Source organism: Micrococcus antarcticus (assembly GCF_044872765.1).
Taxonomy (GTDB): domain Bacteria; phylum Actinomycetota; class Actinomycetes; order Actinomycetales; family Micrococcaceae; genus Micrococcus.
The window spans coordinates 446,502-458,802 of the sequence record NZ_CP085253.1; the positions used below are offsets into that span (position 1 = coordinate 446,502).

Below are 12,301 nucleotides of genomic sequence, written 5' to 3' on the forward strand. Positions count from 1 at the left end.
TCGCCGACCCCCGCCTGGCCGCGTACACGACCATGACCGACGCCGCCCTGCGCCGCCGCGTGGACGCCGAGCACGGGGTGTTCCTGGCGGAGTCCTCCTCCGTGGTGCGGCGGGCGCTGGCCGCCGGGCACACGCCGCGCTCGTTCCTGCTGGGGGACCGGTACCGCGAGACGTTCGCGGACGCCCTCGCCGCCCACCCGGACGTGCCGGTCTTCACCGGCCCGGACGAGGTCCTCACGGAGCTCACCGGCTTCCACCTGCACCGCGGCGCGCTGGCGGCGATGGACCGGCCGGCCCCGCGCTCCGTGGGCGAGGTGCTCGCGGGCGCGCGGCGCGTCCTCATCGCCGAGGACCTCGTGGACCACACGAACCTGGGCGCGGTGGTGCGCTCGGCGGTGGCCCTGGGGTGGGACGCGCTGCTGCTGACCCCGCAGGCCGCCGACCCGCTCTACCGGCGGGCGATCCGCGTGAGCATGGGGACGGTGTTCCAGCTGCCCTGGGCGCGGCTGGACGGCCCCGTGGCGTCCGCGGTGCCCGTGCTGAAGGAGGCGGGGTTCGCGGTCGCCGCGCTCGAGGTGACCGAGCGGGCTGTGGGCCTGGACAGCCCGGAGCTCGAGGGGACCCGGGGCGCCGAGCGGCTGGCCCTCGTGCTGGGCCAGGAGGGCCCCGGCGTCCGCGAGGAGACGCTCGCCCAGACCGACGCCGACGTCGTGATCCCCATGCCGGCGGGCGTGGACTCGCTGAACGTGGCCGCGGCGGCCGCCGTCGCGCTGTGGGAGCTGCGCCCGCGGTGAGGGCCGGGCGCGACGCGCGGGCCGCGCGATCCACGGTGAGACGCGACGGGGCATGCGGTAGAGTGGGCCGCTGGCCCGCCGACCGGCGGACCCCACCGACCACACCTCTCGCGCCCCTGGTCCCAATCAGGCGGCAGAAACGAAGGATGATCCCCATGAAGACCGCGATCCACCCCGAGTACCGCTACGTCATCTTCAACGACCTCGCCTCCGGTGAGAAGATCCTCACCCGCACCACCGCGAACTCCGAGAAGACCGCGGAGTGGGAGGACGGCAACACCTACCCGGTGATCGACGTCGAGATCTCGGCCGCCTCGCACCCGTTCTACACGGGCAAGCAGCGCATCATGGACACCGCCGGCCGCGTGGAGCGCTTCAACGCCCGCTTCAAGGGCTTCGGCGGCAAGAAGTGATCGCAGCGGCCTGAGCCGCTCTCACCTCGCACCACGACGACGGGCCCCGCGCCTCCGGCACCACGCCGGAGGAGCGGGGCCCCTCGCGTCCCCGGCTCCCGCCCGGCGCGAACGCCCCTGGCCCGTGCCCCGGCGAGATCCTAGGCTGGCGGCATGACCACGAACCAGGACAGCGCCCACCACGGGGAGTACAAGGTGATCGGCGGCAAGCTGGTGGCCGCAGACCTCACCCTCCACGACGGCCGCATCGCCACGGCCAGCATCAACGGCGACTTCTTCCTCGAGCCCGACGAGGCGCTCGAGGACCTCAACGCGGCCGTGGCCGGGCTCTCGGCCGACGTGGAGCACCGCGCCATCCGGGCGGCGGTGGAGCAGGGCCTGCGGCCCGAGGCCGAGCTGTTCGGCGTCGACGCCTTCGCGATCGCCTCCGCGGTGCGCCGCGCCCTCGGCAAGTCGACCACGTGGGAGGACCACCAGTGGGAGATCATCCCGCCGGAGCCGCTGCCGATCGCGCTGACGGTCGCCCTCGACGAGGTCCTCACCCGCCAGGTGGCCGAGGGACGGCGGAACCCGACCATGCGGCTGTGGCAGTGGAATGAGCCCGCCGTCGTGATCGGGGCCTTCCAGTCGCTCGCCAACGAGGTCGACCCGGAGGGCGTGGAGCGGCACGCGATCAACGTGGTGCGGCGGATCTCCGGCGGCGGCGCGATGTTCATGGAGGCGGACAACTGCGTCACGTACTCGCTGCACGTGCCGCAGTCCCTCGTGGACGGCCTCGAGACCGCTGAGACCTACCCGTTCCTCGACGAGTGGACCATGGACGCGCTCGGCCGCCTCGGCGTGGAGGCGTTCTACCAGCCGCTCAACGACATCGCCACGCCCCAGGGAAAGATCGGCGGGGCCGCCCAGAAGCGCGTGGGGGAGTCCGGCCTCCTGCACCACGTCACCATGAGCTACGACATCGACGCGGTCAAGATGCTCGAGGTCCTGCGGATCGGCCGCGAGAAGCTGCGCGGCAAGGGCGTCGCCTCGGCGAAGAAGCGGGTGGACCCGCTGCGCCGTCAGACCGGCGTCCCCCGCGTTGAGATCTGGGAGACCATGATGGCCACCTTCGAGGAGCGGTACGGGGCGCGGCGCGTCGACCTCGACGCCGAGACCCGCGCCGAGGCCGAGGAGCTGGCCCGCACGAAGTTCGCCACGCCGGAGTGGACCGCCCGCGTCCCGTGACCGGGCGGCTCACCCCTGCGCAGCCCGCCTACCCCTCGAGGTCGTGCTGGGCCGCCTGCACCCGCAGGGACCGGCGCAGCGCGTCCGTGTGCTCCACGACGAGGCGGCGCAGGGCGCCCGGGGCGTCCGGGTGGCCGTCGATCCAGCGCTGGGCGGCGGCGAGCGTGGGGTGGCGCTCCTGGTCCTCGGCACCGCCCGGCACCGCGTGCTGGTGCCCCGGGAACAGCCCGCCGATCGCGCGGCTGGCCAGCCCGTTCGACCGGCTCGCCCACACCAGCTCCAGCCGCGGCCAGAACCCGTCCTCGTGGGCGGCGAGCAGCTCCACGGAGCCCGCGGCGAAGCCGGCGGCCGTGGCGGAGAGCAGGTCGTTGGACAGCTCGACGCCGTCGGCGGTGCGCCCGGCCATGACGGCCTCCCACGCCGCGGCCTTCACGCCGGGCTCGGGGCGCGCGGCGAGGGCGAGGCGGTGCCACGTGACCGTCTGCGCGGTGCGCTTCGCCTCGAGCTCGGCGTCCAGGCGGGCCGCATCGGCCTGGCCGGTCGCGGCGAGGGCCTGGAGCACGAGCCAGCGCACCTCGGCGTCCACGGCGAGCCCGGGGGCCGCCGTGCCGGGCGAGACCAGCAGGGCCTCGGCCAGAGAGCCCGCCAGCGCCGCGTCGGCGCGCGCCACAAGCGCCCACGTGCGGGCCGCCGTGCGCTGGCGGTCGGAGCCGGCCTCGAGCGTGCGGGTCTGCTCGGCCAGCTCGGTGCCGAGCCGCGAGCGCAGGGCGGCGCGGTCCTCGGCCCGGGCGAACTGGGACACCGCGGCGGCGGCCTGGGCGAGCACCTGGGTGTGGACGCCGACGGTCTCGATCCCGGCGGAGAGCTGCCCCACCGCGGTCACGAAGCGCTCCACGGGCAGCGCGCCGTCGCGCGTCATCGACCACAGGGCCGCCCACACGGTGGCCTCGGCCAGCGGATCCGCGATCGGGTGAGCGAGCACCGCCTCGAGCGAGGCGTCGTCCACCTCCACGGCCGCGTACGTGAGGTCCTCGTCGTTGGGCAGCACGAGCCGGACGCCCTCCGGCACCTCGAGCCCGGCCAGCGGCACCGCGGCGCCCTCGGCACCGCCCGGCACGTCGACGGTGGCCTGGCCGGTGCGCACGAGCACACCGTCCTCGTCGGGCGTGAACACGCCCACCTTCACCACGTGGGGGCGCAGCACCTGGCGGCCCGTGACGGGATCCCGGCCCTCCTGGTGCAGGAGGACGGCGCCGTCGTCCCCCGCCTCCACCCGCAGGCGCGGCACGCCCGAGGTGTGCAGCCACGCGTCCGCCCACGCGCCCATGTCCCGCCCCGAGGCGGCCTCGAGGGCCGCCATGAAGTCGGCGAGCTCCGCGTTGCCCCACGCGTGGGCGCGGAAGTAGCGGCGTGCGGCGTCGAGGAACGCGTCCCGGCCGACGAACGCCACGAGCTGCTTGAGCACCGAGGCGCCCTTGGCGTACGTGATGCCGTCGAAGTTCTGCCGCGCGGCCTCGAGGTCCACGATGTCCGCGACGATCGGGTGTGTGGTCGGCAGCTGGTCCTGCACGTAGGCCCACGCCTTGCGGCGCGAGGCGAAGGTGACCCACGCGTCGGAGAACTCCGTGGCCTCCGCGGCGCCGAGCGAGCCCATGAAGTCCGCGAACGACTCCTTGAGCCACAGGTCGTCCCACCAGCGCATCGTCACGAGGTCGCCGAACCACATGTGCGCCATCTCGTGGAGGATCACGGTGGCCCTGCCCTCGTACTGCACGGCGGTGGCCCGCGAGGTGAACACGAAGTCCTCCGTGAAGGTCACCAGCCCCGGGTTCTCCATGGCTCCGAGGTTGTACTCGGGCACGAACGCCTGGTCGTACTTGCCCCACTCGTAGGGCACGCCGAAGAGCCCGTGGAAGAAGTCCAGCCCGCGCTTCGTCACCGCGAACACGGCCTCCGGGTCGAACGCGTCGGCCATCGTCTGCCGCGTGAACAGGCGCAGCGGCACGGGCGCGGCACCGGTGGCCGCATCGCCGTCCCAGCGGTCCTCCCAGCTCGCGTAGGGGCCGGCCAGCAGCGTCGTGATGTAGGTGGACTGGGCGAGCGTGGGCTCGAAGTCCACGCGCACGACGCCGTCGCCCGCCTCCGTGCGCGACGCCTCGGGCCGGTTGGAGGCCAGCACCCAGTCGGCCGGGCCGGTGAGGGCGAAGGTGAAGGCGCCCTTGAGGTCCGGCTGCTCGAAGTCCGGGAAGACGCGGCGCGCGTCCGCGGGCTCGTACTGCGTGTAGAGGTACACCTGGCCGTCGGCCGGGTCCGCGAAGCGGTGCAGCCCCTCGCCCGAGCGCGAGTAGCGCGAGGCGCCCTTCAGGACCACGTCGTTCTCGGCCGCCAGGCCGGGCAGCAGGACGCGGGCCTCGCCGACCACCTCGGCGAGGTCCAGGGCTGCGCCGTTGAGCTCCACCGCATCCACCCCGGCGTGGATCCAGTCCAGGTGCGTGCTCGCGCCGGGCTCCGCGCACGCGAAGCGGATCCGCGCCTCCACCGGGTAGGTGTCCTGCTCGAGGTCGCGGGCGGCCGAGAGGTCCACGTGGACGTCGTACGCGCTCACGGTGAGCAGCCGGGAGCGCTCGAAGGCCTCGGCACGGGTCACGTTGGTCTGGTCGAGGTCGGGCGCGGGCACGACGTCGGGCACGGGTGTTCTCCGGTCTGTGGGGTGGGTGCGGGCGGGGGAGCGAGACGGGGGACCGGTGCGGGTCAGCGCGGCGCCGGCACGGACTGGCCCTTCGAGAGCACGGTCAGGCCCGAGTCCGTCACGGTGTAGCCGTTGGCCTCGTCCTCCGCTCGGTCGAAGCCGATGCGCGCGCCGGGCGGGACCACCACGTTCTTGTCGAGGATGGCGTTGCGGACGTGGGCGCCCTCCCCGACGACGACGGAGTCCAGGAGCACGGACTGCTCGACCCACGCCTCGTTCGCGACGCGGACGTCCGTGGACAGCACGGACTGGGCCACCGTGCCGCCCGAGACGACGACGCCCTGCGAGAGGATCGAGTCGTTCGCGCTGCCGGGGCGGCGCGAGGCCGAGCGCACCAGCTTCGCCGGCGGGGAGACGGACTGCCGCGTGTACAGCGGCCACTCGCGGTTGTAGAGGTTGAACTCCGGCCACGGCTGCACGAGGTCCATGTGCGCGTCGTAGTAGGAGTCCAGCGTGCCCACGTCCCGCCAGTAGTGCTTGCCGGGGGTGCCGCCGGGGACCTCGTTGGCGGTGAAGTCGTAGACGCCGGCCTCGCCGCGGTCCACGAAGTAGGGGACGATGTCCCCGCCCATGTCGTTGTTGGAGTGCGGGTTGGCGTCGTCCGCGTTGAGCGCCTCCACGAGGGCGTCCGTGTCGAACACGTAGTTGCCCATGGAGGCCAGGAACTGGGACGGGTCGTCCGGCAGGCCCGGGGTGGTGGCGGGCTTCTCCACGAACGCCTTGATGCGCTCGGGGGAGGACGGGTCGGTCTCGATGACGCCGAACTGGTCCGCGAGGTCCAGCGGCTGGCGCACGGCGGCCACGGTGGCCTTCGCGCCGGAGGCGATGTGCTGGTCCACCATCTGCTGGAAGTCCATGTGGTAGACGTGGTCCGCGCCGATCACCACGACGATGTCCGGGCGCGCGTCCGCGATGAGGTTCATGGACTGGTAGATGGCGTTCGCCGAGCCCGTGAACCAGTCCTTGCCGCGGCGCTGCTGCGCCGGGACGGTGGCCACGTAGTTGTTGAGCATGGTGGACATGCGCCACGTCTCGGAGATGTGCCGGTCCAGCGAGTGCGACTTGTACTGCGTCAGCACCACGATCTCGCGGTAGCGCGAGTTCACCAGGTTGGAGAGCGCGAAGTCGATCAGCCGGTACGTGCCGCCGAAGGGGACGGCCGGCTTGGCCCGGTCGGCGGTGAGGGGCATGAGACGCTTGCCCTCGCCGCCCGCCAGCACCACGGACAGGACCTTCTTCTGCACCATCGGGGACCACTCCTCATTCCGGGGACGCGCCTCGTCGCCGAGCCCGCTCGGGCCCGGCCTCTGTCGGTCCCGTCAGGCTATCCGGCCCGAGGGGCGCTCGACTAGGTTGGAGGCGTGCGCATCGACATCGTGAGCAAAGAGTTCCCCCCGTCCATCTACGGCGGCGCCGGAGTCCACGTCGCGGAGCTGACGCGTGTGCTCGCGTCCCGCGCCGACCTCGTCGTCCACGCCTTCGGGGAGCCCCGCGAGCGGGACTACCACGGCGCCGCCGTGCGCTCCTACCCGAATCCCCAGGGGTTCGAGGCGGAGAACGGCGCCGTCCAGACCCTGGCCACCGACCTCACCATGGTCGGCGCCTTCGAGGGCGCGGACGTGATCCACTCCCACACGTGGTACGCCAACATGGCCGGCCACCTCGGCAAGCTCATGCACGGCGTCCCGCACGTGCTCTCCGCCCACTCCCTCGAGCCCCTGCGCCCGTGGAAGGCCGAGCAGCTCGGCGGCGGCTACGCGATCTCCAGCTGGGCCGAGTCCACCGCGTACCACGGCGCCGACGCCGTCATCGCGGTCTCGGACGGCATGCGCCGGGACATCCTGGCCTGCTACCCGGACGTCGACCCCGCCAAGGTGCACACCGTGCACAACGGGATCGACACCCAGGTGTGGACCCCGCAGACCGGCACCGGCGCCCTCGAGAAGTACGGGATCGACCCGCGCAAGCCCTCGGTCGCGTTCGTCGGGCGCATCACCCGCCAGAAGGGCGTCCCGCACCTGCTGCGCGCGGCTCTGCAGCTGCCCCCGGAGGTCCAGCTCGTGCTGTGCGTCGGCGCCCCGGACACCCCGGAGCTCGCGTCGGAGGTCAACGGCCTCATCGCGCAGCTGCGCGGGCAGCGCGAGGGCGTCGTCGTGATCGAGGGCATGATCCCGCGCCACGAGGTCATGGAGATCCTCACCTCCGCCACCGTGTTCGCCTGCCCCTCCGTCTACGAGCCCCTGGGCATCGTCAACCTGGAGGCCATGGCGTGCGGCACCGCGGTGGTGGCCTCGGCCGTCGGCGGCATCCCGGAGGTCGTGGAGGAGGGCGTCACCGGCTCGCTCGTGTCCTTCGAGCAGGCGGACGATGCCACCGGCGCCCCCGTGGACGAGGAGGGCTTCGCCCGCGACTTCGCCGCCGCCCTCACCCGGGTCCTCGAGGATCCCGAGCAGGCCCGCCGGATGGGCGAGGCCGGGCGGGAGCGCGCCATCGGGCAGTTCTCGTGGGAGACCATCGCGGACCGGACCATGGAGGTCTACCGCTCCGTCCTCGACTGAGGCCGGCCAGCTCCGCGACGGCGCGGACAGGGCTGTGCCGCCCGGCCGAGGCGGAGCGCGCCGCCGTCCCCGAACGCCCGAGGGCCCGGAGACCCCCCTGGGGGATCTCCGGGCCCTCGGTCCGTCCGCGCCGGGCGACCGGCGCGGACGGGTGCGGGTCAGGACCGGCGCAGCCGGGAGGCCTTGGACTTGGCCTCCTTGCGCTGGCGCTCCCGGAGGACCTTCTCGTCCTCGGGGGCGGTGCCGGAGGCGCGCAGCTGCTCGAAGTAGCGGTGGGCCTCCTCCTGGCGCTCGGCCTCGACGTCGGTGGCGACCTCCATGCGCAGGTGCTTCTGCTCGAGGCCGTAGGCCTCCACGAGCTCCAGCGCGAAGGGGCGCAGGCGCTCGGCCAGGCGGTTGACGTAGCCGCGCAGGGCGCGGGCGCGCTGGCTGGAGACGCGGCCATGGGCCACGAACCAGCCCAGGTCGTCCTCGATGAGGCGCAGCGCGAAGAGGTCGCGCAGCCAGGTGAGCACGGTGGCGGTGGCCTCGTCCTCGATCGCGTCCACGGCCCGGGTGAACGCCTCCCACTGGAGGAGCTCGGCGTGGTTGCGCGCCGCCTCGACCAGCTCGTGCTGGCGCGTGTTGAACGCCTCGGCCTGGGCCTGCTGGCCCTTGCCTCGGGCGCCCGAGAGGGTGCCCGCGATGTCCGCCGTCTTGGCGCGCACGCGGTCCTCGAGCAGCTCCCGCTGGACCGCGGGATCCTTGAACCAGTTCGCGGAGCGGCGCTCGGAGCCCGCGTCCGCCACGGTCTGGACCACCTTGGGCAGGCCGGCGCGGTGCAGGGCGTCGGAGGCCTGGAGGACCACGTAGCGGGACACGGCGCCGACCTCGAGGCGGCCGAACTCCTTGGAGTAGTCGGTCAGGAGGCGCTTGCCGACGAGCTGGAGCAGGACGGTGTTGTCGCCCTCGAAGGTGACGTAGACGTCCAGGTCGGCGCGCAGCTGGGTGACGCGGTTCTTGGCCATGAACCCGGTGCCGCCGCAGGCCTCGCGGGCCTCCTGGAGGGTGTCCAGGGCGTTCCAGGTGGTCAGGGGCTTGACGGCGGCCGCGAGGGTCTCCAGCTCCTGGCGGTCCACGTCGGTGTCCGCGCGGCCCGAGAACACGTCGTCGAACTTGACGGCGAGCTCGTTGGAGGAGAACGCGTCCGCGTAGGCGCGGGCCAGGCGGTCGATGAGGCGGCGCTGATGGTTCTGGTAGTCCAGCAGCACCTCCTCGCGCTCCGGGCTGGAGGCGTTGAACTGGCGGCGCTGTTCGCCGTAGGCGATGGCGCCGTGCAGGCCGAGGAAGGAGGCCGTCGTCGCGGCGATGGACAGGGACACGCGGCCCTGCACGAGGGTGCCGAGCATGGTGAAGAAGCGGCGCCCGGGGGAGTCGATCGGCGAGGTGTAGGTGCCGTCCTCGGCGACGTCGCCGTAGCGGTTCAGCAGGTTCGTGCGGGGCACCCGGACGTGGGTGAAGTGCAGGCGGCCGTTGTCGATGCCGTTGAGGCCGCCCTTGAGGCCGTCGTCCTCGCCGCCGACGCCGGGCAGGAACGCCCCGGACTCGTCGCGGATCGGCACGTAGAAGCAGTGCACGCCGTGGTTGATGCCCTGGGTGATGAGCTGGGCGAAGACCGTGGCGGCCTTGCCGTGCAGGGCGGCGTTGCCGAGGTAGTCCTTCCACGCGCCCTTGAACGGCGTGTGGATGACGAACTCCTGGGTGGCCTCGTCGTAGGTGGCCGTGGTGGCGATCGAGGCGACGTCGGAGCCGTGGCCGATCTCCGTCATGGCGAAGGCGCCGGGGATGGACAGGTCCATCGCGCCCGGCAGCCACCGGCGGTGGTGATCGGCGGTGCCGAGGTGGAGGATCGCGGAGCTGAAGAGGCCCCACTGCACGCCGGCCTTGATCTGGAGCGAGGGGTCGGCCACCACGAGGTCGCCGAACGCGGAGATGTTGCCGCCGTGGTTGTCGTTGCCGCCGAACTCGGCCGGGAAGGCGCGGTGGACGGCGCGGCTGTCCACGAGGATGCCGAGCTGGCCGAACACGCGCTGGCGGTGCTCGTCCATGCCCAGCAGCGGGTCGCGGTGCAGGGCCGGGTCCTTGGCGAGTTCGCGGGACTCACGGCGCTCCGCGGCCCAGCGGCCCAGGAGCGCCTCCTGGATCACGGCCGAGTCGAGGGACCCCGGGCGCGGGTGCTCGGGGGCGATCTCGGCGACGTCGTGGGGCAGGTCGGTGGGGGACGGGGGGACGTCGGTGACGGCGTCGAGGCTGTGGTCGCGGGTGGTGGTCATCGGACCGCTCCTTCGTGGGCGTGGATCGGGACGGGGGATGTCGGGGCGCCGAGCAGGCCGTGGAGCAGCCAGCCGGTGATGGAGGCCGCCAGCTCGGCGGCGTCGGGGCGCGCGTCCTCGGGGGAGCGCAGCCAGGTCTCGGCCGTGGCCCGCACCAGTCCGACGGCGGCGCGCGGCCACAGGCCGAGGGGGGTGCCGACGGGCGGGACGCCGTCCGCCCCGAGGTGCTGGGCGAGCCCCTCCGCGAGGAGGGCGTGGACGCGGTCGAAGAAGGCGTCCAGGACGCCCGCCGCGGCGCCGGAGGAGTCCGGGGCGGACACGGCGAAGGCGTAGACGTTCGGGGACGTGGCGGCCACACTGAGGTAGACCTCGACCATCCGATGCAGGGTGGCGGCGGCGTCGGAGTGGTCGACCGCCGCCTCGAGCAGTCGCCGCTCCATGTGGGCGGTCACCCGCTCGGCGACGGCGACGCGCAGGCCGGCGCGGTCGCCGAAGTACCGGTAGTAGACCGACTTGGAGGTGCCGGCGTGCGTGGCGATGTCCTCCATGGAGGCCTCGGGCCCCAGCTCGTGGACCGCGGCCCGCGCGGCGCGGAGCAGCTCGCGGCGGCGGTCCAGCCGGTGCTGGTCCCACCGGGAGCTGCGACCGTCGCGGAGGACGGGGGGAGGCGTGAGTGACTTCACAGGACGGACTGTATCAGGTACCGTTCGTCTCAGTCACCCCGATCCCGGCCGCGCCGCTCCACCATCACCCCAGTTCCATCGACACCACCAGCGCCCGGATCACCCCCCGACCTCTCGCCGCGCACCCCGCGGGTGAGGCCACACCGTCCAGGAGGACCCCGACGTGACCACCCCCCCGAACACCCCCACCGCCCGCCCCGCCGTCGCGGGCGGCACCCTGCGCCCCGCCGTCGTCGTGGGCGGCAACCGCATCCCCTTCGCCCGCGCCAACACGGCCTACGCCACAGCCTCCAACCAGGAGATGCTCACCGCCGCGCTCGACGGCCTCGTGGCCCGCTTCGGCCTGCAGGGCGAGCGCATCGGCCAGGTCTCCGCTGGCGCCGTGCTCAAGCACCCCAAGAACTTCAACCTCACCCGCGAGTCCGTTCTCGGCTCCGCTCTGGCGTCCGACACCCCGGCCGCAGACATCCAGGTCGCCTGCGCCACCGGCATGGAGGCCCTGGGCACCCTCGCCTCCAAGATCCGCCTCGGTCAGATCGAGTCGGCCATCGGCGGCGGCGTGGACTCCATCTCCGACTCGCCCGTGAGCGTCTCCGACGGCGCCCGCCGCGTGCTGATGCAGCTCAACGCCGCGAAGACCCTGAAGGACCGCCTCAAGGCCGTCTCCCAGCTGCGCCCCAACCAGCTCGTCCCCGAGCCGGCCGGCGCCAGCGAGCCCCGCACCGGCATGTCCATGGGCGAGCACCAGGCGCTCACCACCCACCAGTGGGGCATCACCCGCGAGGCGCAGGACGAGCTGGCCGTGGCCAGCCACCGCAACCTCGCCGCCGCGTACGACTCCGGCTTCATGGACGACCTCGTGACCCCGTTCCGCGGCCTGACCCGCGACAACAACCTCCGCCCGGACTCCTCCATGGAGAAGCTGGCCAAGCTCAAGCCCGCCTTCGGCCGCCAGCTCGGCGACGAGGCGACCATGACCGCCGCCAACTCCACGCCCCTCACCGACGGCGCCTCCGCGGTGCTGCTCGCCTCCGAGGACTGGGCCGCCGAGCGCGGCCTGCCCATGCTCGCCGAGTTCGTGGACGCCGAGAACGGTGCCGTGGACTTCGTGGACGGCAAGGAGGGCCTGCTCATGGCCCCCGCGTACGCCGTGCCCCGCCTCCTGGCCCGCCACGGCCTGACCCTGGACGACCTGGACTTCATCGAGATCCACGAGGCCTTCGCCGGCACCGTGCTCGCCACGATGAAGGCCTGGGAGAGCGAGGAGTTCGGGCGCGAGCGCCTCGGCCTCGACGGCGCCTTCGGCACCGTGGACCGCTCCAAGCTCAACGTGCACGGCTCCTCGCTGGCCGCCGGCCACCCGTTCGCCGCCACCGGCGGCCGCATCGTGGCCCTGCTGGCCAAGGCGCTGCACCAGAAGGGCGAGGGCTCCCTCGGCCTCATCTCCGTGTGCGCCGCCGGCGGCCAGGGCATCGTCGCCCTCCTGCGCGGCCGCTGAGCCACCCGGCACCACCCGCAGCACCCGCCCCGCCGTCGGCCCGTCCGACGGCGGGGCGCCGGTCCCC

General features: G+C 73.4%; 9 protein-coding genes. 5 read left to right on the forward strand and 4 right to left on the reverse strand.

Annotated features, from left to right (window positions below; all coding sequences use genetic code 11):
* Positions 1-32: 32 nt before the first annotated feature.
* The 3 genes from LG274_RS02125 to LG274_RS02135 all read left to right on the forward strand — a co-directional run bounded on the left by LG274_RS02125 (position 33) and on the right by LG274_RS02135 (position 2,434).
* Positions 33-794 (forward strand): TrmH family RNA methyltransferase, encoded by a 762-nt coding sequence (locus LG274_RS02125; protein WP_404465981.1) that lies wholly within the window; start codon positions 33-35, stop codon positions 792-794.
* Positions 795-949: 155 nt separating this feature from the next.
* Positions 950-1,207 carry a type B 50S ribosomal protein L31 gene (locus LG274_RS02130; RefSeq protein ID WP_248117064.1) on the forward strand — a complete coding sequence of 86 codons (258 nt, stop codon included), beginning with the start codon at positions 950-952 and terminating at the stop codon, positions 1,205-1,207.
* 153 nt (positions 1,208-1,360) lie between these two features.
* Positions 1,361-2,434, forward strand: coding sequence for a biotin/lipoate A/B protein ligase family protein (locus tag LG274_RS02135; protein WP_248115515.1), 1,074 nt, complete (start codon positions 1,361-1,363; stop codon positions 2,432-2,434).
* A gap of 28 nt (positions 2,435-2,462) precedes the next feature.
* On the opposite strand, the gene pepN is transcribed toward LG274_RS02135, so the two are convergent.
* Positions 2,463-5,123 (reverse strand): aminopeptidase N, encoded by a 2,661-nt coding sequence (pepN, locus tag LG274_RS02140; protein WP_404465099.1) that lies wholly within the window; start codon positions 5,121-5,123, stop codon positions 2,463-2,465.
* A 62-nt stretch (positions 5,124-5,185) separates the two neighbouring features.
* Positions 5,186-6,430, reverse strand: a complete 1,245-nt coding sequence (gene glgC / locus LG274_RS02145) for a glucose-1-phosphate adenylyltransferase (RefSeq protein ID WP_248115517.1) — start codon at positions 6,428-6,430, stop codon at positions 5,186-5,188.
* Between the two features lie 114 nt (positions 6,431-6,544).
* Between glgC and glgA the strand changes: the two genes are divergently transcribed.
* Positions 6,545-7,741, forward strand: a complete 1,197-nt coding sequence (glgA, locus tag LG274_RS02150; RefSeq protein WP_404465101.1) for a glycogen synthase — start codon at positions 6,545-6,547, stop codon at positions 7,739-7,741.
* 158 nt (positions 7,742-7,899) lie between these two features.
* Here the strand turns inward: glgA and LG274_RS02155 are convergent, their stop codons facing one another.
* Positions 7,900-10,053: an acyl-CoA dehydrogenase gene (locus LG274_RS02155; protein WP_404465103.1), complete on the reverse strand. Its 2,154-nt coding sequence runs from the start codon at positions 10,051-10,053 to the stop codon at positions 7,900-7,902.
* Positions 10,050-10,736, reverse strand: coding sequence for a TetR/AcrR family transcriptional regulator (locus LG274_RS02160; protein WP_404465105.1), 687 nt, complete (start codon positions 10,734-10,736; stop codon positions 10,050-10,052). The genes LG274_RS02155 and LG274_RS02160 overlap by 4 nt, the downstream gene beginning before the upstream one ends.
* Before the next feature lie 163 nt (positions 10,737-10,899).
* On the opposite strand from LG274_RS02160, the gene LG274_RS02165 reads away from it, so the two are divergent.
* Positions 10,900-12,234, forward strand: a complete 1,335-nt coding sequence (locus LG274_RS02165; protein ID WP_248115521.1) for an acetyl-CoA C-acetyltransferase — start codon at positions 10,900-10,902, stop codon at positions 12,232-12,234.
* Positions 12,235-12,301 lie beyond the last annotated feature (67 nt).

Bases quoted from the DNA above. Each gene is read 5' to 3' on its own strand.
- LG274_RS02125 (WP_404465981.1), top strand. From the start codon at position 33: ATGACCGACGCCGCCCTGCGCCGCCGCGTGGACGCCGAGCACGGGGTG.
- LG274_RS02130 (WP_248117064.1), top strand. From the start codon at position 950: ATGAAGACCGCGATCCACCCCGAGTACCGCTACGTCATCTTCAACGAC.
- glgC (WP_248115517.1), bottom strand. From the start codon at position 6,430: ATGGTGCAGAAGAAGGTCCTGTCCGTGGTGCTGGCGGGCGGCGAGGGC.
- LG274_RS02135 (WP_248115515.1), top strand. From the start codon at position 1,361: ATGACCACGAACCAGGACAGCGCCCACCACGGGGAGTACAAGGTGATC.
- LG274_RS02155 (WP_404465103.1), bottom strand. From the start codon at position 10,053: ATGACCACCACCCGCGACCACAGCCTCGACGCCGTCACCGACGTCCCC.